This is a genomic window from Brevibacillus nigriterrae (genome assembly GCF_049846925.1).
Taxonomy (GTDB): Bacteria; Bacillota; Bacilli; order Brevibacillales; family Brevibacillaceae; genus Brevibacillus_H.
The window spans coordinates 85,725-107,533 of the sequence record NZ_JBNCMT010000004.1 but is presented as its reverse complement, the minus strand read 5'-3'; the positions used below and the strand labels follow the sequence as shown (position 1 = coordinate 107,533).

The following is a 21,809-nucleotide window of genomic DNA, read 5'->3' as shown; positions in this document are numbered from 1 at the left end:
GTTATCGGCAAAGGGGCAATCAAAATGAATACACCGTTACAAAATGTGACGATCAGACATCCTCGTATGGAAGAAGCACAAGAGATTACTGACATGATTCAATTATGCGATATTGACGATTTTGGGGTTCCCGATATTACGCTGGAAGATCTTTTGTATATGTGGGGAATTTTCTCGATTGAGACGAACGCATGGGTTGTTTGTACACCGGATTCTAAAATTGTTGGCTATGCCTTTCTGGAGCAGCGGGGAGCAAAACGGATGGATACGTGTGTATTTGTCCATCCCGAATACAAAAATCAGGGAATTGGCAGCATGCTGCTAACAAAGGTGGAAGCTAGAGCGGCAGAGCTTGCAGGTGAATTAGAAGGCGAACAGCAACTGATGAACCACATTCCCTTTACCAATCAGGCAGCAAGAAATCTGGTAGAAAGCCGGGGCTTCACCTTTAGCCGTCTGTATAAACGGATGAAAATTGAACTGACAGAAGAACCCATGCTGGCTGAGTTGCCTGAGGGAATGACAATTCGTACCTTCGTGCCAGACCGTGACGAAGAAACATTATACGAAGTGTATGATGAAACATTCCGTGATTCGTGGGGCTATTCATCCCAAAATCGGGATGAATGGGTTCAACAGCAAACAGGCGATCAATACGACCCCAGCCTGTGGTTTATCGTCTGGGACAAGGAAGATCCTGCCGCCTTCCTGATGAGCAAGCTGCATGAAGACGGGTTGTTTATTGATTTGTTAGGAGTCAAACGTCCGTGGAGAAAACAGGGGCTTGGTTATGCACTTCTCCTGCATGCGTTCCACGCTGCCTATGAACGGGGACAACAAACGATCCTGCTCAACGTAGATTCCAACAGCTTGACAAATGCCCATTATCTCTATGAACGTGCGGGTATGAGGCCAACGTTTCAAACTGCACTGTATCGAAAAGAGATATAAGCAATAATGGCTGATCGAAAGGAATTTTCCACATTATTCACAAAGACGGTGGATAACCTGTGTATTACGTGTGTGTAAGTTGTTGATATGTGAATAAGATTGTGGATGGGGCCTTGTAAAGAAAAAAGGCAGTCTTAAGACCAACTAGGGTCTTTTGACTGCCTTTTTTTTACTAGTGAGCTTATTTTCTTTTTTACAAAGGTGATAGGAATCACATAATTGAGAATAAATATCAATTAGAATAAATGATATTGATAATCAATATCAACTAAAGTGATTATGTTGATAACACATATGTAGAAAGGGAGGATACCTGTGGAAACAAAGCAAACAGCGAATCGCAAACCGACACATTTGTTTTTGGCATCACTTGGGAAGACGAGATTGCGCCCAGGCGGAAAAGAAGCGACCGAGCGAATTCTTGATGCTTGCCAGCTATCCAGCGATTGCAAGGTTTTGGAAGTAGCACCCAACATGGGGACAACAGCGATTCATATCGCTACCACATACGGCTGCCATGTAACCGGGATTGATTTGCATCCGCCAAGTGTGAAAATCGCTCAAGAGAATATCAAAAAACACGGGCTGGAACATCTGATTCATATTCAGAATGGCAATGCGCTACAGCTTCCATTTGAGGATGAATCATTTGATGTGGTGATTAATGAAGCCATGCTATCGATGCTTCCGCACGAACAGAAACAGAAAGCTATTTTGGAATATTATCGTGTGTTAAAGCCGGGTGGACGCCTTGTCACGCACGATTTACTGCTTCGCAAAGATGCTGACGACCCAGCGATTCAGATCAGGCTGCAAGAACTGCGTAAATTACTGGCCGTCAACGCCCAGCCGATGACCGAAAAGGGATGGCGATTATTATTTGATCGGGTTTCCTTTCAGGAAGTACATCATCAGACAGGCAAAATGACATTACTTTCACTAAAAGGCTTGCTTGTCGATGAAGGCTGGGATGGACTGATGACGATTCTGTCCAATGCGATGAAAGCTCCAGATGATCAGCAATACTTATTTGAATTGATTCGCACGTTTGATGACAGCGACGATCTATACGGCCATATTACATTTACTGCGATTAAATAATGATTGGAAGGGGGCTTCACAATGGAGGCATTGCTGAGATTCGAATCCGTCTCCAAATCATTCAGAGGGAATCTCGTTCTCGACAACTTTTCGTTTTCCTTGAATCAAGGCGAAGTGATTGCACTGTTGGGGCCCTCTGGTTGCGGCAAAACAACCATACTCAATATTGCTGCCGGTCTCATTCGACAGTCTGGGGGCACGGTATCTGTTCATACAGAAGAGCTCGGATATGTGTTTCAGGAACCACGATTGATTCCATGGAAAACGATCCTCGACAATGTTTTGTTTGCTTTGGAAAAGGATGAAAAGAAAGCAAAAATGGAAAAAGCACGAGCTGTCCTGCAAAAAGTCGGTCTGGAGCATGTCAGTCATTTCTATCCAAAGCAATTGTCAGGTGGCATGAAGCAGCGGGTTTCCATCGCAAGAGCGCTGGTTGTCGATCCGAAAGTGATATTAATGGACGAGCCATTTTCAGCATTGGATGTTTCTTTGAAAAAAGAACTTCAACAAGACGTGATACGCCTCATCGAAGAGCATGGAATTGGAGTGCTCTACGTTACGCATGATCCGGAAGAAGCAGCCAGATTAGCGGATCGTGTACTGATTTTCTCAAAATCATGCTCTTCTGCTAACGAAATCCCTTTGCCTGTAAACAGGTCTGAGCGAGATGAAGCGGATATCGTGCGGATAAAGAAAGAGTTGCAAATGACCCTTACAGGAGGATAGAAAGTATGTTTAAAAAGTTCAAAGTGATGAATGTTTTGGTGAGTATGTCGATTTTGCTGGCAGGTGCACTTGCAGGATGCTCGACTCCGAGCGCAGCGCCAACCAAAGCACCGGAAGCGACACAAGCTCCAGCAACTGTGCCTGCACAGGAGGCAGCCAAAGAAGTTCAGAAGTTGGCGAACGTAACGATTCAGGCGCCGATGGGCATATCGATTGCCGCACCGATTTATCAGGTTGTTGATGAAAATCAGATGACCGATTTTACTGAAAAAATTACATTCAAGCCGTGGAAGACACCTGATGAGCTGCGAGCGAGAATCAGTGGCGGGCAAGCGGAAGTTTCCGCCGTTCCAACTTACGTGGGAGCCAATCTGTACAACAAGGGCATGGATGTGAAGCTGATTAACACGCTGATTTGGGGAAATCTGTACGTGATTGGTCCAGATGGGGAAAAAGTGACGTGGGAAAGCCTGAAAGGAAAAACGATTCATGTTCCATTTAAAGGGGATATGCCTGATCTGGTGTTCCGCTATTTGCTCAAGAAAAGCAACGTGGACCCTTCCAAAGACGTGAAAATCGAATATGTGTCTGCACCTCAAGAGTTGATGCAGCTTCTGATTGCGGGTAAAGCAACATACGCAGTACTGCCTGAACATGTTGCCAGCTTATCAGTAATCAAAGGAAACAAAGAAGGCAAAAAGCTGGCAAAGGTGATGAACCTGCAAAACGAGTGGGCAAAGGCAACGGGCAAAGAAGCCCGAATTCCGCAAGCAGGGATATTGGTTTCTGGCGAACTGATCAAGAAAAATCCGGAATTCGTGGAAGCTTTGCAAAAACAGATCGAGAAGTCTGTAGAGTATTTGACAACTCAACCGGCAGAAGCTTCTACCATGGTTGCCAAGTATCAGGAAGGCATGGACGCCAAGGTGATTGAAAAATTGATTCCAAGCTTAGGGTTGAAGTTCGTTCGTGCAAAAGATGCGAAACAGGAACTGGAATTCTTCTTTACAGAACTCTCAACAATTTCTCCTGAAATCATTGGAGGTAAATTGCCTGATGAAGGGTTCTACTATCAGAAGTAAGCGGCAGGTTTGGGCGCCTGTATGCACAATTCTGGTTCTGGTTGGCATCTGGCAAGCATTATCCCTGTCCTTGCCAAGCATCCTGGTTCCGTCGCCTCTGGAGACGTTGATGGCATTTATCAAGATGATGCAGAGCGGGGAACTGCTGCAGCAATTAATCCAATCGATTTCCCGTATGCTGACGGGTTTTGTGATCGGGATGGTCATCGCCATTGTGTGCGGCTTGATTGCAGGTAATTTCCCCAGTGTGTATGAAGCGTTTCGCCCGATTCTTTCCTTGCTATTGGGAATTCCGCCGATTATCGTTGTTGTACTGGCAATGGTTTGGTTCGGAACAGGCTCGATCATTCCGATTTTTGTAGTAAGTGTCCTCGTTTTTCCGAGTATTTATTTGAATACGGCGGATGGCTGGCGAAATATTGACCGTCAACTGCTGGAAATGGCAAAAGTATATAAATGTTCCGCTTTTCATACGCTCAGGCATATTATCCTTCCGGGTCTGGCAGTGCCGATCTTCACAGCAATCTCCCTGGCTACGGGCTCAGCCGTACGGATCACCATCATGGCTGAACTATTAGGCTCAGATGAAGGGATCGGGTATTCCCTGGCGTTGGCAAGGGTAAACATCGATACAGCCAAGGTATTTGCCTGGACGTTGATCAGTATTTTGCTCATCAGTCTGATTGACAATCTGGTGATTCACCCGCTAAAAAAGGCGACACTACGCTGGAACACAGAAGAGTAGAAATCAATTTGTTTTGGTCCCTCTATCAACTAGCTGATAGAGGGTTATTTTTGTTGCTCCACACCTCTGCATTTTACAGATTGTAATTCTTACGAAATTGCTGACTGAGTAATTTTAGTATCCTGTCAGACTCCACTTTCTCTTGCTTTTCGTTTTCTAGGCTGACGATTGTGATTTTCACCGGATCTTGTTGGTTCTGATCGAGGAATACGAGCTTTTCAGGATCATGAATCTGTACGTGGAAGCCACTTTTTTGCAAAAACTGCTGGATTTGCTCCGGTGTCGGTGACTGATTCTCTTTTGTAATAATCAGTCCTTTCAGATTGCGCTCTTCTCCTTTTTCGTTCAAATGGTCTACTCGAAATAAAAAGTTCCATTCCATCCGATACTCACCCATCCTGTTATTCAAGTTGTTTTAATATACGTACTTTCCCCTCAAGCGTTTCGCCTTAAACCGAAAACAGGAAACAATTGTTCAGATTGGTAATTTTCTGGCATTGTTTGTGCTTGAAATCTAGTTAAAAAGCAGTCGCAGAAAAGGGAATCGATAGAAACAGGGGGCGTTCGTGTGAAACAAAGAAGTATTGCGACAAAAGTAATATTTTTTATTACTGTTGTTATGGCCGTGTTTGCTTGTGTGAATGGAATAGTAGCGTACAAGAGCATCCAGATGACGGTAGAGGCCAGTGTGGGGAGATCAGCCATTCATGCTGCCGAGCACATCGCCCAATCATTGGATCGTACTGCATACGAAAATTTCCTTAAGGCTCCTCAAGAAGACGCAACCTATTGGGAGCTGCGTGAATTTCTCAATGATTATCGAGAGAAGCAGGACGCATTATATGTTTACACGATCCAGTTTAAACAAGATTCTTCTGTCATCATGATCGATGGTCAACCTCGAGCTTCCGAAATGGCATCACCGATTGGGGAAGCGGTGAGTACAACCGACCCAGACACGATCAGCCAGGTGCTCAAAGGAGAGGCTAGTAGCAGTGAACTCATCGACGACCCCAAATACGGACAGTATTTATCTGGATATGCTCCGATCGTAAACAAGGACGGCAAAGTCATTGGGGTACTCGGCGTTGATATTGGTGCAGATGAAGTCAATGCCATTCAAAAAGAAGTTATTCTTGATAACTTGCCTTTCATGTCTGGATTATTAGTTGTGATGGCACTCCTTGCCTTGACGTCATTAAGCATGTATATTCGAAAGCGTTTATTGCCTTTACGAGAATTAAAGGAGCTTGCTGAAAAAATGCTGGTTGGAGACTTGCGTATCAGCTTTGCGTTGAATAACCAGCGAAAGCGGCGAAAAGATGAGATAGATGTCCTGAGTGAAACCTTTCACCGGATGCTTGTTGATTTGCAAAACCTGGTTGCCAAGATCAAACTGGCGTCGTCGGAGGTTGCTGCTGCATCGGAAGAATTGACATCCAATGCGGATGAGTGCTATCAGGTGACACAACAAATAGCGACTGCCTCCAGTCATATGACTTTGAGTGAAGAAGAGCAGCTTTGCTCTATCAGGGAAATAACAAGGTGGGTTGTCCAAATGTCGGCCGTTTCCAACCAAATCGCTGATGACGAGAAGGAAGTAAACGAAGTAACGAAGCAGGCAGCGGAATCTTCCTTAGAAGGAATGCATATGGCACGGGAGATTTTTGGGCAAATCACGGAACTGAATGATACGGTTGAATCAGCAGAAAAGATGATTAGCGCGTTGGGTAACCGCTCACATGAAATTGGCACGATCAGCAGCGTGATCACAGAGATTGCCAGTCAAACCAATTTGCTTGCCCTCAATGCTGCCATCGAATCGGCGAGGGCAGGGGAGTACGGAAAAGGGTTTGCGGTGGTGGCGGGAGAAGTACGATTACTTGCTGAACGGTCATCCGAATCAGCCAAGCAAATCTCACAACTGATTGAAATCATCCAGAGGGAAACGAAAAACGCTGAATCGTTTATGAAACGAGGAACTGAAAAAGTAAAAGCGGGCCTGGAAAAGACGAGGAGAGTGCAGCAAGTCTTTGGCAGTATCCAACAGGATGCAGGTATAGTGAATCAAAAGGTCAGTCAATTTTCTACCTCTATCCATCAATTGAGTGAAGGCAGCAATCAAATTGTCCAAGCTGTACAGCAATTGGAGAAAGCAGCAGAGCAGATTGCCTGTGTGAGCGAGCAAAATGCGGCAGGAGCAGAAGAACAGGTAGCGGCTATGGATGAAATCAATAACTCTGCCCATTCACTCGCCAAGCTGGCAGCCGATTTGACAGAGGTCCTGGACAAATTCAAGGTATAGACAGGCATGAACGATGAAAAAGGTTTCGCCAAGGGAGATCAAGCTCTCTTGAACGAAACCTTTTACCTGTGTTTCAGTTATCAAACGATGTTAAATCTCATGAATGGCTTCCTCGAAATCGATGGTAGGCGGCTTTTTTGTAAACAGCTTGCTTGAGTATAACAAATAGCCAAAGCCAAGAATCGCCCAGGTGATGCCGATATAGAAGGAGTGGATGTTCAAGTTCGTCCACAGGAATGCGACGAAACTGGCACCGATCAGAGGGGAGATACAGTAATTGATGTATGCTTTGAAACCGCTTGCTTTTTTCCGGATCATAAAGTGAGCAATGACAGACACATTCACTGCTGTAAAAGCGGTGAGAGCCCCGAAGTTAACGAAAGACAGTGCGGTCTCCAGATCAAGAAACAGCGCACTCAGACTGAATAACCCGACAAGGATAATATTAAGGACAGGAGTATGATAACGATTATGTACAAAGCCAAAATACTTCTTCGGCAATACGTTTTCTTTACCCATTGCATAAAGCAGGCGTGATGCACTGGTATGCGAGGCAAGACCGGATGCAATAGTGCCCATCAGTGCGCCAGCAAGGAAAATGGATTGAAACAGGGCACCACCGAGGAAATAAGCAATCTCTGCAGATGCAGCTTCCGGGTCCTGGAACAGAGATGCACTGGGAAATAGTGATTGACCAAAATAGGATACGGTGATGAAGATTGAACCGCCAAGCAAGGCAACGAGGAAGATACCTCTCGGGATGGTTCGCTTGGGATCGACGGTCTCTTCTGTATAGGTGGTGACGGCATCGAACCCGAGAAAGGAGAAACAGAGGATGGCAGCTCCCGATAAAATGGCTCCAAACTCAATATCAGGAGTGAAAAAGGGAGCAGCAGTAAATAGTTCGGCATGATTGGAACCATTGATCAGATGTTGGATCGTGAGAAGTAAAAACAGGCCGGTTACCAACACCTGAAACAGAACAAGCAAGCTATTGAAATTGGCCGTGATATGCGCCCCGCGAATGTTGACCAGTGTCATCAGAAGCGTGATACCGATGACCCAAATCCAGTCGGGAACATGAGGAAAAGCTGCAGACATATAGATTTTGGCGAGCAGAGCGTTGATCATCGGCAAAAAGAGGTAGTCCATCAAGGAGACCCACCCGACCATAAAGCCAACATGGGAGTTAATTGTTTTCCGGGCATAGGTGTAAGCTGAACCTGCTGTCGGAAATTCCTTGACCATTTTTCCATAACTCGATGCAGTAAAGAGCATAGCAACTAGAGCCAAAATATAGGAGAGGGGGACATGTCCACCCGTTTCTTCTGTAACAATCCCGAATGTGTCAAACACGGTCATCGGGGTCAAATACCCTAACCCTAACACAACGACATGCCACAGCTTCAATGAGCGTTTTAATCCGGGAGGCTCCATTTGTAGTCCTGCTTTTTCCTCCATCTCTTAATTCCTCCTTTGTAAGTTGAACCCGTTGGTCCCCTTAACTAAAAATTTAGACTAAATTCACAATTCTTACAATTAGCAAGTATGATGCCAACCTTGCCAAATAAAGCGGCCATCTCCCAAAAAAATTTGGAGATGGCCTGCGAACCTTATTCAGATGTTAATTTAGCAGGCTTTACCTTGCGTGCAACATGGCTGGCAAAATCATGGATGAGAGTAGCAGCCAAAAGAGAAGTAATCTGTGTCGGGTCATAGGAAGGGAGCACTTCTACAAGATCAAAGCCGATATAATTCAGGTCGGTGAGTGAACGAACCAGCTCCAGGGTTTCAAAACTGGTAAATCCGCCTACTTCCGGTGTCCCCGTCCCAGGTGCATAGGCGGGGTCTACGAAGTCGATATCAAATGTCAGGAAACAAGGAGTATTCCCGATCGTTTCTTTTACTTCCCGGACGACATCAGATATCCCCCGTCTGCGAAGTTCACCTGATGTGACCACGTGGTACCCCAACTCTGTACTCGATTCGAGATCGCCCGGGTGGTTGAGTGTTCCTCGGATTCCAAGCTGAAAGACCTTATCCGGCTGTAGCAGTCCTTCTTCGTGGGCACGGATGAACGGAGAGCCATGCCAGTATTTTTCTTCATAATAGGTATCCCAGGTGTCGGTGTGGGAATCAAACTGAATCATGGCAACGGGTCCGAAAACCTTTGCTGCCGCCCGCAAGCTTGCCAGCGTAATCGAATGATCACCACCCAAACCGATGGGGACGATTCCTTTTTGCATCAGCTCCAGCATGTTTTTTTCGATTCTTTCATAGCTCCGATGAATGTTGTGTGGGATAACAGGAACATCACCAATATCAATGGCGTTGGTATCTTCGAAGGGATATACCTGATGAATTGGATGGTATGGAAACAGCAGCATCGAGCCTTGCCGAATCGACTGTGGAGCAAATCTCGCACCGACACGGAATGAGGCGGCCGTATCAAAAGGCATACCAACGATCGCGAGTTTTGCGTGTTCCCGTTGTGCAGGTAATCGCATAAAAGAGCCGGTTGTGCAAAATTCTGGCTTCACATCTGGAGAGAGCGGGTATTTCATTTACTTTTCCTCCTGTCTTGTTTTGGTTTAATCTGAATCAAACCGACAAGACAGCTAAGGTCATGGATAGAAGGAAAGCGATGAGAAAGAGTTTGTTCGGCATAAAGAGATTCCCTTCCTAATGAACTTCCTTTTATATTTCGTGGATGGCTTCTTCGAAATCGATAGTGGGAGGCTTATACGTAAAAAATTTGGTAGAGAAAAGCAGATAGACGATTCCGACCAGCGCCCAGACGAGCCCGAGAACAAGCGAGTTTGAATCGAGATTAGACCAAAGGAATGCAACGAAGCTTGCTCCGATCAGTGGCAATAACAAGTATTTGAAGTAGGCTTTTAGCCCACGTTCTTTTTTCCTGATGATAAAGTGAAAGATTACACACAGGTTTACTGCTGTGAAAGCAGTGAGGGCACCGAAGTTAATAAACGAGAGAACGGTCTCTAAATCAAGGAACAAGGCGCTGAGACAGAAGACACCAATCAAAACGATATTAATCACCGGTGTATGGTAGCGTGGATGGATATAGCCAAAAATTTTGTTTGGCAGAACATGCTCCCGGCCCATCGCATACAAAAGTCTGGATGCACTCGTATGGGAAGCAAGTCCGGACGCAATGGTTCCTGTCAGAGCACCAGCCAAAAAGATGGATTGGAACAGCGTCCCACCGATAATGAAGGCGATCTCGGCTGAAGCAGACTCGGGATCAGCAAAGTAGGAAGCATTCGGGAATAGTCCTTGGCCAAAGTAGGAAGTAGTAATAAAAATAAGGCCACCAATCAGGGCTACCAGGAAAATTCCTCGAGGTATGTTCTTTTTGGGTTCAATCGTTTCTTCGGTATAGGTAGTAACTGCATCAAATCCAAGGAAGGAGAAACACAGGATGGCTGCACCAGAGAAGATGGCAGTCAGTTCCAGATCAGGCGTAAAGAATGGCGTTGGAGAAAATACGGTTCCGCCGTTTACACCGTTCATCAGATGATAGATCGTTAAAATGACGAAGGACGAGGTAACCAGGATTTGAAAAATAACAAAGATCGTATTGAAGTTGGCTGTTACGTGGGCACCACGGATGTTGACTAAGGTCATGAGCAGCGTAATTCCGATGATCCATGCCCAACCGGGGACGTTCGGAAATGCCGCAGACATATAGATTTTGGCTAACAGGGCATTCACCATGGGAAGGAAGAGGTAGTCAAGCAGGGAGACCCAACCGACCATAAATCCGAGATGAGAATTGATTGATTTGCGAGTATATGTGTAGGCTGATCCGGCAAAAGGGAATTCTTTCACCATTTTTCCGTAACTGGCTGCTGTGAATAGCATCGCACAAAGGGCTAACAGGTAAGAAAGCGGAACATGGCCCCCTGTTTCATCTGTGACGATGCCGAATGTGTCAAAGACCGTCATAGGAGTCAAATATCCAAGACCCAGGATGATAATGTGGGACAACTTCAAGTTTCTTTTCAAGCTTGGAGGTGAAATCATGGGTTGTACTTGTGATGACATGTATCCATACCCCTTTCAATGAAACATGATTTTTTGAAAATTAGGAAAACTGAAAGCGTTGTCAACCCCTTAAAGGCAACATCTCCTTTTTTCACATTCTTGCTGATGTATGAATTTTGCAAATTTTGTGCCAAATTAACTTGGTCTACTTTTTCAGTTGAGTGCAGCGAAGAGAAAGGGGTGAAAGGATGTTTATGCAAGTTGTATTACTCGTTTTTGAATACCCTATTCACAATTGCATAATTTATCTCTTTCGTAACCCCTGTCTTCCTTCTCATCCACTGCTGCATAACCTATTCACTTTTGCATGATTTAATATTGCGGACGCAGCGAATCGGTTGAGTACAGTGCATTTTTGAAAAAACGCTTCAATACATCGAGATCTTCGGATGCAATGCCAAGCTGTTGTGGCCATTTAAATGACAGATCCACATCATTGGCTGACAGCAGGGTGGCCTTCAACGTCTGCATACAAATAACCATGCTTTTACCTTGAAACTGGTTGGTAAACAAAATGCAAAAATCGTAGCGGGAATGATCGGTTGCAAACGAAAAGAAGCGTGTGATCGGTTGTTCTGAAATATCGTATAAATAGTCGAATCCCATTCCAAACCCCTCCAATTTGTTTTTTTGGTTCCTCTTGCAGAATTAGTGCCAGATCGGTCGGGACTGATGCTTGGCATAAACCTTGCTTTTGTGAGAGGGGCAAATTCAAAGAATATGAGGTGTTACGATGGCTTTGCAGACAGGAAGCATGAAAAATATCAATCTTCAGCACAAACAGACAGAGGAAGAAGAGAACCCGCTCGAACTGTTTCAGCTCCATTTGAAAGAAGCATGTGATGCGTTGCGATTGCCTGAGAATGTATTTGAATTGTTAAAGGAGCCGATCCGCTTTTTGACAGTTCGTTTTCCGGTACGTATGGATGATGGCACGGTACAAACATTTACTGGGTATCGTGCACAACACATAGATGCAGTTGGGCCTACTAAAGGGGGGATTCGCTTTCACCCGGAAGTATCAGCAGATGAAGTGAAAGCACTGGCAGGCTGGATGAGTCTGAAATGCAGTGTGGCGGAGCTTCCCTATGGCGGTGGAAAAGGCGGAGTCATCTGCGACCCCCGCACGATGAGTATGGGCGAGGTAGAGCGACTCAGTCGGGCCTATGTGAGAGCAATCAGTCAATTGGTGGGGCCGACCAAGGATATTCCTGCTCCTGATGTGTACACCAACCCGCAAATTATGGCCTGGATGATGGATGAATACAGCGAGATCCGTGAATTTGAATCTCCTGGGTTCATTACTGGCAAGCCGATTGTACTGGGTGGTTCAGTCGGACGGGAAACTGCTACTTCGAAGGGCGTATTCCATATCGTGAATCTCGTGAGCCAATTAGAAGGTTTGGAGTTAAGCAAGCTGCGTGTCATCGTCCAGGGCTTTGGCAATGTGGGCAGCTATCTGGCACAGTTTTTACACCAGCATGGCGTGAAGGTCGTCGGGATTTCCGATGTTCATGGAGCAATTTATGATCCGGCGGGATTGGATATTCCGTCACTGATGGACAGACGCGATTCATTCGGTTGTGTGACCAATCTGTTTAGCCAAACGATCAGCAATCAGGAGCTGCTGGAGAAGGAGTGCGATATTTTGATTCCAGCCGCTCTCGGAGGTCAAATTACCAGTGATAATGCAGAGCGACTCAAGTGCAAAATCATCGTCGAGGCAGCCAATGGCCCGACTACGGCTGGTGCCGAACCAATCCTGGAAGCACGCAACATCATGGTGGTTCCTGATATTCTGGCGAATGCAGGCGGTGTGATCGTCTCCTATTTCGAATGGGTGCAAAACAACCAGGGCTTCTACTGGGAAGAAGAAGAAGTTGACCGTCTGCTGCAAAGAAAAGTGGAAAGCAGCTTTCACAAGGTTTACTCTACCGCTGCACAATATCGTGTGAGTGTGCGAAAAGCCGTTTATATGACTGCGATCAAACGACTGGCGGAAGCAGCGAGAATGAGAGGATGGGTTTCCTATTAGGTTGCTTTGGCACAGGAGTTGCTAATTAACGAATGTAGTTATCAGATAGAAGATAGTATTGGAAGGAGAATGCGGTATGAAAAGTGCCGTCAAAAAATTTGCGCAAATCAACACGAGTATTCCTGGACCGAATGCACAGGCATTGCTGGCGAGAAAAAACGAAAATGTTCCCCGCGGGCCGTTCAACACCATGCAAACCTTTGCTGTCAAAGGGGAAGGAGCACTCATCACCGATGTGGATGGCAATACGTTTATTGATTTTGCGGGTGCAATTGGTACCTTGAATGCAGGTCATTGCCCGCCCAAAGTTGTGGAAGCCTTGAAGGAACAGGTAGAGAAGTACATTCATCCCTGCTTTCATGTCATGATGTACGAACCGTATATACAGCTGGCCGAGAAATTAAATGAAATCACACCGGGCAATCATGCGAAAAAGACATTTTTCCTGAACAGCGGTGCGGAAGCGGTCGAGAATGCAGTCAAGATTGCCCGCAAATACACAGGACGCAAAGGCATCATTTCATTTGAACGAGGCTTTCATGGCAGAACGCTGCTTGGCATGTCGCTGACGAGCAAGGTAAAGCCGTACAAAGACGGTTTTGGCCCATTCGCACCCGATACCTACAAAATTCCCTACCCGTATTACTACCGCAAGCCAGATGAGCTGCCTGTTGAAAAGCTGGATCAGGAGCTGTTGGATGCGCTCGAGACCTTCTTTTTGGTAGAAGCATCTGCCGAAGAGATTGCCGCTATTATTATGGAGCCGGTGCAAGGGGAAGGTGGTTTCATCGTTCCTTCCAAGAAATTTGTGCAGGGGATCAAGCAAATCTGTGAAAAATACGGGATTCTCTATATCGCTGATGAAATTCAGACGGGATTTGGACGTACGGGCAAGATGTTTGCCATGGAGCATTATGATGTCGTTCCTGATTTGATGACGATGTCGAAGTCGATCGCAGCTGGCTTGCCAATCAGTGCAGTGACTGGCAGGAGCGAAATCATGGATGCGCCTAATCCGGGAGAAATCGGAGGCACGTATGGAGGCAGTCCGCTTGGATGTGTGGCGGCTCTCGCAGTCATCGAAATGATGGAGCAAGAAGGGCTGGTTGAACGAGCGAATGTCATTGGAAAGCAGATTGTTTCACGTTTGGAGAGCCTGCAATCTTCCTATCCATTCCTCGGTGAAGTTCGCGGATTAGGGGCTATGATTGCCCTGGAAATTGTCAAGGATCAAGAATCGAAAATTCCAGACAAAGAGCTGACAAGCCGCATCGCTCAGGAATGTCACCGTCGGGGGTTAATCATTTTGACCGCAGGAATCTATGGCAACGTGATTCGCATGCTTACACCACTCGCCATTTCCGATGAACAGCTTGCGGAAGCACTCGATATTTTTGAGGAAGTTCTGCATGATCTAAACTAGGGGGAGAAAAGATGAAGAAACATTTGTTCATTAACGGAGAATGGGTAGAAGCAAAGGAATATGTCCCCTTAACTTCACCATACACAGGTGAGGTGATCGCCGAAATCCCTTCTGCAACAACAGAAGAAGTAGAATTGGCGCTGGATTCTGCGCAAAAAGCAACTGCAATCATGGCAAAACTGCCTGCACATCAGCGTGCGTCGATTCTGGAAAGGCTGGCCAGGCTTTTTGAGAGCAGAGCCGAAGAAGCGGCGCGAATCATTGCACTGGAAGCTGCCAAACCGCTTAAAGCCGCAAGAGTCGAGGTATCACGCACGATTCAGACGTACAAATTTGCAGCCGAAGAAGCCAAACGGATTCACGGGGAAACGCTGCCGCTTGATGCAGCACCTGGCGGGGAAGGCAGAGTGGCATATACAACCCGAGAGCCAATCGGAGTCATCGGAGCGATCACTCCGTTCAATTTCCCGATGAATCTGGTCGCTCACAAGGTAGGGCCTGCGATTGCCAGTGGGAACACCATTGTGCTGAAGCCTGCTGGTCAGACACCTCTTTCCGCCTATTTCCTGGCAGAACTGTTAAGTGAAGCGGGCTTGCCTGCTGGTGCCTTAAACGTGATTACGGGCAAGGGCAGCGTGATTGGGGATAAAATTGTGGGTGATCCTCGGGTGAAAATGGTAACCTTCACGGGAAGCCCGGAAGTTGGAACGACAATCAGAAGCAAAGCCGGACTGAAGCGAGTCACACTTGAACTGGGTTCCAACGCTGCAGTAATCATTGATAAAGGTGTGAATGTATCACGAATTATTCCACGCTGCGTTGCGGGAGCATTCAACTTCCAAGGACAGGTATGCATCTCGTTGCAACGGGTGTATGTCCACGAGGAAGTGTATGAAGAGTTCGTCCAGAAGTTCGCCGAGGAAACAGAGAAGCTTGTCATAGGCGATCCGTTAGATCCAGCAACGGATGTTTCGGCGTTGATCAGTGCCAAAGATGTGGATCGCACCCTGTCATGGATCGAGGAAGCGAAGCGGGAGGGTGCATCCGTTGTATCCGGTGGCAAAGCAGAAGGAAGCAATATTTTGATGCCAACTGTTCTGGTCGATGTGAAGCCTACGCATAAGGTTTCTTGTCAGGAAGTATTTGCTCCGATTGTTATCATCCAGAAGATCAAATCAGTAGAAGAGGGAATCGAGTGTGTCAATGACTCTCGCTTTGGCTTGCAAGCAGGTGTCTACACTGAAAATATTTACACAGCACTCGATGCTGCCGAGAAGCTGCACGTCGGTGGTGTTCTGATCAATGATATTCCTACCTACCGTGTTGATCATATGCCGTACGGCGGAGTCAAGGAGAGCGGAATGGGCAGGGAAGGTTTGAAGTATGCCGTGGAAGAAATGACCGAAATGAAACTGGTAATATTCAATCGTGCATAAATGTTAGGGGAATGGAGACTGGCAATAACGGCCAGTCTCTTTTTCTGCCCAATAATGGAGGGAGCTGCAAGCATTTAGAGTCTATCGTTATGCAAAAATGAATAGATTAGTCATTATTGCATAATTCCTGGATGACCAGACGATAAGTACCGCACCGAGAATACTGTCTTGAGGAACGAACACTTTTGGCACAGCACTTGCAATTATGTATCAGCAACAAATCAATTGTTAGTGAGGAGTGACAGTAACCCTTATGAAACTACAAATGTATGTGAATGGAGAATGGATCGATTCGAGAAGCGGCAAAACGAGAGATGTCATCAACCCGGCCACTGGTGAAGTGATTGCACAGGCGGCAGAGGGAGACGCTGAAGATGCAGCATATGCCATTCAGGTTGCCCGTGAAGCATTTGACAGTGGTGTATGGTCCGATTTGCCTGCGGCCGGGCGAGCCTCCTACCTTTTTGCAATCGCTAACAAATTGGAAGAGCGGGCGGAAGAAATCGCTGCGCTGGAAACGGAGGATAACGGAAAACCACTTCGTGAGACAGGATTCGATGTTGCGGATGCCGTTGCCTGTTTCCGCTATTATGCAGGATTAGTGACCAAACCGGATGGGCAGACCTACCACGTCGGAGATCCGATGCAAGCAATGGTTGTTCGTGAACCAGTCGGCGTATGCGGCTTGATCACTCCGTGGAATTACCCGCTCTTGATGGGTGTCTGGAAAATCGCTCCCGCACTGGCTGCCGGGAATACGATTGTGTACAAACCATCCGAAATTACTCCAGTCACTTCTCTCAAACTATTCGAAATAATTGATGAGGTCGGTATCCCTAAAGGGGTAGCCAATATGGTCATGGGTGCAGGGGCAACTGTCGGACACGAAATTGCCCAAAGTCATCAGGTAGATAAAATCTCGTTCACAGGCGGTACAGCAACAGGCAGAAGCATCATGACTGCGGCGACGGGCAATATCAAAAAAATCTCTCTGGAGCTCGGCGGCAAATCTCCTAACATTGTGTTTGCCGACGCAGATTTCGAGACAGCAGTCGATTATGCGTTGTTTGCGATCTTTGCCAATCAGGGGCAAGTTTGCTCAGCAGGCTCCCGTCTTCTCCTGGAAGAGAGCATTTACGACCGCTTCCTCGACAGATTGGTAGAAAGAGCAAGCAAGATTCGTGTTGGTCCTGGCAATGACCCTGCTACAGAGATGGGGCCGCTCGTCAGCGAGGCACATATGGAAAAGGTACTGAAATACATCGAATACGGCAAGCAGGAAGGCGCTCGTCTCCTGTGTGGTGGAAATCGCATCACGCAAGGCGCATTGGGTAAAGGATTTTTCGTGGAGCCGACCATCTTTGCCGATGCTACACCTGAGATGCGGATTGTCCAGGAAGAGATTTTCGGCCCCGTTCTGGCGGTACAGAAATTCAGTTCCGAGGCAGAAGCAATCGAGCTTGCCAACAACACCGTGTATGGTCTAGCAGGCGGCGTATTCACACAGGATGGGGCAAAAGCCCTTCGTGTTATCAAAAAACTGCGCGCCGGGATCACCTGGATCAACTGCTATCACCCCACGTATAACGAAGCGCCTTGGGGAGGCTACAAGCAAAGCGGGATCGGCAGAGGACTGGGAACGTTCGGGTATGAAGAGTACACCGAAGTCAAGCAAATCAACATTAATCTGCAAGTACAGCCCACTGGCTGGTTTGAAAACTAAGCGCTGTGACAAGACGATAAGACCAAAAGGAGAGAAACAAAATGAGTGGAAAAGCTGTTCAACAACGTGAGGATTTGAAAGAAAAATACGCTTCCGTCTATGAGTATACAAACAAAGTCCTGGGGCTGATTGCCAAGGAAGACATTAACCGTGAAGAAGCGGAGTGGGTAACGAGACAGACCGTTGACAACTTCCGTGACCACGTCAACCCGGGATTCCTGGCTTATCGTAAATCAGTAACCAAAGATGGGCAATTCGCTGCTGTTGAGTGGAAAGATTCCGGAGCAAACTGCTTCATGGATGTAAACGGCAAGGAATACATCGATTGTCTTGGCGGTTTCGGTATCTACAACGTTGGGCACCGTCATCCGAAGGTAGTCGAAGCCGTAATCAATCAGCTAAACCGTCAGGCCTTACACAGTCAGGATTTATTGGACCCGCTGCGTGCAATGCTGGCCAAAATTCTCGCCGACATCACGCCGGGTGACCTCAAATACGCATACTTTGCCAACAGTGGTACAGAAACAGTAGAAGCGGCAATCAAGCTGGCTAAAATGCACACAGGCCGCACGACATTCATCGCTACGACCAAGGCATTCCATGGAAAGAGTCTCGGTGCCTTGTCCGGTACTTCCAAAGCCGTATTCCGCAAGCCGTTCTTGCCGATGATCCCAGGCTTCCGTCATGTGCATTTCGGCGATATCGAAATGCTGCGCAAAACATTTGAAGCTTGCCATTCAGTTGGGGAAGAGGTGGCAGCGGTCATACTGGAGCCAATCCAGGGTGAAGGCGGGGTTAACCTGCCGCCAGAGGGTTACCTGAAGCAAGTGAGTGAACTTTGTAAAGAATTCGGTGCCTTGTTAATCTTTGACGAGGTACAAACCGGTATGGGTCGTACGGGTAAAATGTTCTGCGCAGAGCATTACGATGTGGTTCCTGATATTATGTGTCTGGCAAAAGCATTTGGTGGCGGGGTTATGCCAGCGGGTGCAGTGGTGGCGACAGAAGAGGTATTCAAGGCCTTCTTCCCGAATCCGTTCATTCAGACAACGACGTTCGGCGGTAATCCGCTTGCTTGCGCAGCTTCCATTGCTACGATCAACGTGCTGATTGAAGAGAATCTCCCGCAACGAGCCGAGGAATTGGGGAATTACATGATGAAGGGGCTTCGTGAAGTGGCCGCTGACTTCCCTGACAAGGTAATGGAAATTCGCGGTATGGGCTTGTTGATCGGGGTAGAATTCCACAACGATGAAATTGGCTATGAAGTGTCCAAGGGCTTGTTCGATAATGGGGTGTTGGTAGCAGGTACGTTGATCAATGCCAAAACCATTCGGGTAGAGCCGCCTCTCACCATTACGTATGAAGAAGCAGATCGAGTCATAGAGATGTTCAGAAAAGCACTCGCAGAAGTGAAATTATAAGAGAAGCCGGAAAAGGAGACTTGCATAAGTCTTCTTTTCCGTTTCTAGGAAGGGGGGATGTCCGATGGGGAGAAAACAAGTACTGCTTGCAGATACCTCATTACTGCTGATCGCCATCGCCTGGGGGTATACGTTTGTGCTGACCAAGGATATATTGCGTGAGCTTGCTCCATTAACCTTTACAGGAGCAAGGTTCTTGCTGGCAGGATTGATTCTCTTCGCCTTTCGTTGGCGCAGTCTGATCAAACTGTCAAGAGAGCAGCTGATTCAGGGGGGAATCACAGGACTTCTCCTGTGTGCTGCCTTTACCACGCAGATTGTAGGAATTGAGTACACGACACCAGGCAAGGCGGGTCTTTTAACAGGAACAACCGTAGTTTTCGTGCCATTCCTTGCCTATCTGATATATAAGATTGCTGTGCATAAAGGGGCGATGGTAGGCAGCTTCGTCACATTCTGTGGATTGTTGCTGTTGTCATGGGATAATAGCTGGTCAGGAATCTCGGTAGGGGATATTTTGATCCTGTTCAGTGCGCTGTTTTTTGCGTTGCATATTATCGCCGTAGATCGCATCTGGAATGAAAATGACTCCTTTCATCTGCTGGACTTTACCATGCTTCAACTGATGACAGTGGGTGTCGTAGACCTCGTGCTTGCCAGCTGGTTGGAACCAATGCCTGAGGGATTGTCGTGGTACGGCTGGTATGCGTTCTTTTTTGATTGCCTGGTTGGTACGCTGCTTGCTTATCTGGTTCAAATCAAGGCACAGCAGTATACGCCACCCATTCATGTAGGAATTATCATGTCGATGGAAGCGATGTTTGCCGTACTGTTCTCATGGATTTTGTGGGGAGAACAATTTACCCCAACCGTTCTTTTCGGGATCGTACTGATCATCGCTGCCATTTTTATTACAGTGCTTACGGAACGGCCATCTGAAAATAAACAGGAGCAATCAACTGAAGAAGTGCATGTGAAATAATGGAAAAATATACGGTAATTGATATAGGTTTTTTAATAAAAAGGGTAAATTAATTAAAATTCAAATATTTTAACGATACTGGCAGAACCGAGGAGTAATTGTATGGCATTATAAACGAAAAAAACCGGCATAGACCTTCATAACAAAATGGATCATCAATCATTCAACATTTGCGATAATGAAAACGCAAGATCTCGAAAGATCTTGAAACGTAAGTTCCCCTATACTAAAAATGGCAATTAGTTGTGACGAAGAATGGGGGAACGAACATGAGTAACAAGGTGAAAGGATTGTTAACTAACACAGATTTTCGCAGGCTCTGGATTGGGCAAACTGCATCACAGTTTGGGACTCAGGTTGCATTATTAGGAATACCATTAATCGCAGCACTCTATTTAGGGGCCAGTCCCCTACAAATGGGGTTGCTTGGTTTTGCCGAGTATGCGCCATTTATCATTTTCGGTTTGCTCGCTGGTGTATGGATAGACAGATTTCCCCGGCGACTAATTCTTGTCGCCGCTAACTTTTTCAGGGGTGCATTACTGCTCATTGTGCCGCTGACAGCCTTAACTGGATTCCTGAATATGACAGTTCTATATTTGGTAGCCTTTATAGTGGGTATCTGTACTGTCTTTTTTGATGTTGCCTATACATCCTTTTTGCCTTCCATTGTGAGCAAGGAGCAGCTTGTTGATGGGAATAGCAAACTAGAGACAAGTAAATCTACCGCACAAATTGCTGGGCCGGGTTTATCAGGTGGGCTGGAACAGTTAATCACCGCTCCTTTTGCAATATTGTTCACGTCGGTATCCTTTTTTGTATCCGCTGTGTACATAGCCCGGATTAGCAAGTTGGAGACAGTCGTGACAGATGCGAAAAAACAAAAAAACATGTGGCTGGAAATTAAAGAAGGGATGCATACGGTTTACACAAAACCGTTGCTGTGGGGAGTGGTGCGCTGCTCAACAGTCTTTAACCTTTCCTGGAATGTTATTTTTAGTGTTTATGTTCTATATGCATCACGAGAACTCAAAATCAGTGCGAGCATTCTTGGCATCATTTATGGAACGCTAGGAGTAGGGTACCTATTTGGCTCTCTGCTTGCCCAAAGGGCTGTATGTCGTTTTGGAGTAGGTCCAACAATTGTGGGTTCCGCTACGATAGCAGCAAGTGGCGGTTTGCTTGCTCCATTAGCAGTAGGATCAGAATTAAGTATTGCGTTGATTATGATGCTCGGACAGCTTCTTTTCGGAATAGGTGTCTCAATGTTTAGCATTAGTACCATCAGTTTACGTCAAGTAATTGTACCCGATGCCCTGCAAGGTCGCGTGAATGCTACATTTCGATTTATCTCGTGGGGTTCTTTACCGCTTGGTTCGTTAATTGGAGGGATGATAGGGGGGGCAATGGGTTTACGGTTCGCTTTATTTGCGGGTAGCATTGGATTGTTAGCTTCGGTATGTACATTATTGTTCACCCCATTTTTACAACTACGTGTGAAATCATTTCATGAATTAACATTGGAAAAAGATGTGTCTATAAAGACCTAAGGAGTGCCTTAAGAAGTATTAAACCAACGGGATGAGTTAGTTGAACAACAACAGCGGTAGTCTAATACTTTATTATCAGGGTCTTAAACCACCGCTTTTTCTTTTTATGGATAGCCTATTACTTATTTTTCAATACTTGCCGAATTCTCATTTGAAAATCCTGTTAGATCAATACCTCTAGTCTAAAACAATATTATTTTTAGACATTTATTAGCTTTTTGATGCCATTCTATTTCAACACTTATGTACCCCGAAAAT

The 21,809-nt window shown here is 46.3% G+C and carries 18 protein-coding genes; 13 read left to right on the top strand and 5 right to left on the bottom strand.

All coding sequences use genetic code 11. The features are described from left to right. The first annotated feature begins 24 nt into the window (after positions 1 to 24). The 5 genes from ACPW7N_RS04415 (at position 25) to ACPW7N_RS04395 (ending at position 4,605) form a co-directional block, all read left to right on the top strand. Complete coding sequence (locus ACPW7N_RS04415) at positions 25 to 951, top strand: GNAT family N-acetyltransferase (protein ID WP_425649813.1); 927 nt, start codon at positions 25 to 27, stop codon at positions 949 to 951. Between the two features lie 315 nt (positions 952 to 1,266). Next, complete coding sequence (locus tag ACPW7N_RS04410) at positions 1,267 to 2,052, top strand: class I SAM-dependent methyltransferase (RefSeq protein WP_425649812.1); 786 nt, start codon at positions 1,267 to 1,269, stop codon at positions 2,050 to 2,052. 21 nt (positions 2,053 to 2,073) lie between these two features. Next, complete coding sequence (locus ACPW7N_RS04405) at positions 2,074 to 2,778, top strand: ABC transporter ATP-binding protein (RefSeq protein ID WP_425649811.1); 705 nt, start codon at positions 2,074 to 2,076, stop codon at positions 2,776 to 2,778. A 5-nt stretch (positions 2,779 to 2,783) separates the two neighbouring features. Continuing rightward, positions 2,784 to 3,860 carry an ABC transporter substrate-binding protein gene (locus ACPW7N_RS04400; RefSeq protein ID WP_425649810.1) on the top strand — a complete coding sequence of 359 codons (1,077 nt, stop codon included), beginning with the start codon at positions 2,784 to 2,786 and terminating at the stop codon, positions 3,858 to 3,860. Then, positions 3,835 to 4,605, top strand: coding sequence for an ABC transporter permease (locus tag ACPW7N_RS04395; RefSeq protein WP_425649809.1), 771 nt, complete (start codon positions 3,835 to 3,837; stop codon positions 4,603 to 4,605). Before ACPW7N_RS04400 ends, ACPW7N_RS04395 begins: the two co-directional genes overlap by 26 nt. A 73-nt stretch (positions 4,606 to 4,678) precedes the next feature. Here the strand turns inward: ACPW7N_RS04395 and ACPW7N_RS04390 are convergent, their stop codons facing one another. Further along, positions 4,679 to 4,987, bottom strand: a complete 309-nt coding sequence (locus ACPW7N_RS04390; RefSeq protein WP_425649808.1) for a hypothetical protein — start codon at positions 4,985 to 4,987, stop codon at positions 4,679 to 4,681. 186 nt (positions 4,988 to 5,173) lie between these two features. Between ACPW7N_RS04390 and ACPW7N_RS04385 the strand changes: the two genes are divergently transcribed. Continuing rightward, the gene (locus ACPW7N_RS04385) at positions 5,174 to 6,910 is read left to right on the top strand and encodes a methyl-accepting chemotaxis protein (RefSeq protein ID WP_425649807.1); all 1,737 of its coding nucleotides are present in this window, start codon (positions 5,174 to 5,176) and stop codon (positions 6,908 to 6,910) included. 90 nt (positions 6,911 to 7,000) lie between these two features. Here the strand turns inward: ACPW7N_RS04385 and ACPW7N_RS04380 are convergent, their stop codons facing one another. The 4 genes from ACPW7N_RS04380 to ACPW7N_RS04365 all read right to left on the bottom strand — a co-directional run bounded on the left by ACPW7N_RS04380 (position 7,001) and on the right by ACPW7N_RS04365 (position 11,584). Continuing rightward, positions 7,001 to 8,371, bottom strand: coding sequence for an APC family permease (locus ACPW7N_RS04380; protein WP_425649806.1), 1,371 nt, complete (start codon positions 8,369 to 8,371; stop codon positions 7,001 to 7,003). Between the two features lie 152 nt (positions 8,372 to 8,523). After that, positions 8,524 to 9,474, bottom strand: a complete 951-nt coding sequence (speB, locus tag ACPW7N_RS04375) for an agmatinase (RefSeq protein ID WP_425649805.1) — start codon at positions 9,472 to 9,474, stop codon at positions 8,524 to 8,526. Between the two features lie 133 nt (positions 9,475 to 9,607). Further along, on the bottom strand, positions 9,608 to 10,978 hold the full coding sequence (locus tag ACPW7N_RS04370; protein WP_425649803.1) for an APC family permease: 1,371 nt from the start codon (positions 10,976 to 10,978) through the stop codon (positions 9,608 to 9,610). Between the two features lie 312 nt (positions 10,979 to 11,290). After that, positions 11,291 to 11,584 (bottom strand): SAV0927 family protein, encoded by a 294-nt coding sequence (locus ACPW7N_RS04365; RefSeq protein WP_425649802.1) that lies wholly within the window; start codon positions 11,582 to 11,584, stop codon positions 11,291 to 11,293. A 127-nt stretch (positions 11,585 to 11,711) separates the two neighbouring features. On the opposite strand from ACPW7N_RS04365, the gene ACPW7N_RS04360 reads away from it, so the two are divergent. The 7 genes from ACPW7N_RS04360 to ACPW7N_RS04330 all read left to right on the top strand — a co-directional run bounded on the left by ACPW7N_RS04360 (position 11,712) and on the right by ACPW7N_RS04330 (position 21,551). Then, a complete protein-coding gene (locus ACPW7N_RS04360) occupies positions 11,712 to 13,013 on the top strand; it encodes a Glu/Leu/Phe/Val family dehydrogenase (protein ID WP_425649801.1) in 1,302 nt (433 codons plus the stop codon). 76 nt (positions 13,014 to 13,089) lie between these two features. Next, positions 13,090 to 14,436 carry a 4-aminobutyrate--2-oxoglutarate transaminase gene (gene gabT / locus ACPW7N_RS04355; protein ID WP_425649800.1) on the top strand — a complete coding sequence of 449 codons (1,347 nt, stop codon included), beginning with the start codon at positions 13,090 to 13,092 and terminating at the stop codon, positions 14,434 to 14,436. 11 nt (positions 14,437 to 14,447) lie between these two features. Then, positions 14,448 to 15,872 carry an aldehyde dehydrogenase family protein gene (locus tag ACPW7N_RS04350; protein WP_425649799.1) on the top strand — a complete coding sequence of 475 codons (1,425 nt, stop codon included), beginning with the start codon at positions 14,448 to 14,450 and terminating at the stop codon, positions 15,870 to 15,872. 253 nt (positions 15,873 to 16,125) lie between these two features. Beyond that, the gene (locus ACPW7N_RS04345; protein ID WP_425649798.1) at positions 16,126 to 17,595 is read left to right on the top strand and encodes an aldehyde dehydrogenase family protein; all 1,470 of its coding nucleotides are present in this window, start codon (positions 16,126 to 16,128) and stop codon (positions 17,593 to 17,595) included. A 41-nt stretch (positions 17,596 to 17,636) separates the two neighbouring features. Beyond that, entirely contained in the window at positions 17,637 to 19,019 is a 1,383-nt protein-coding gene (locus ACPW7N_RS04340) for a putrescine aminotransferase (protein WP_425649797.1), read from the top strand. A 64-nt stretch (positions 19,020 to 19,083) separates the two neighbouring features. Further along, positions 19,084 to 20,001 carry a DMT family transporter gene (locus ACPW7N_RS04335; RefSeq protein ID WP_425649796.1) on the top strand — a complete coding sequence of 306 codons (918 nt, stop codon included), beginning with the start codon at positions 19,084 to 19,086 and terminating at the stop codon, positions 19,999 to 20,001. A gap of 269 nt (positions 20,002 to 20,270) precedes the next feature. Then, entirely contained in the window at positions 20,271 to 21,551 is a 1,281-nt protein-coding gene (locus tag ACPW7N_RS04330; protein ID WP_425649795.1) for an MFS transporter, read from the top strand. Positions 21,552 to 21,809: the final 258 nt, after the last annotated feature.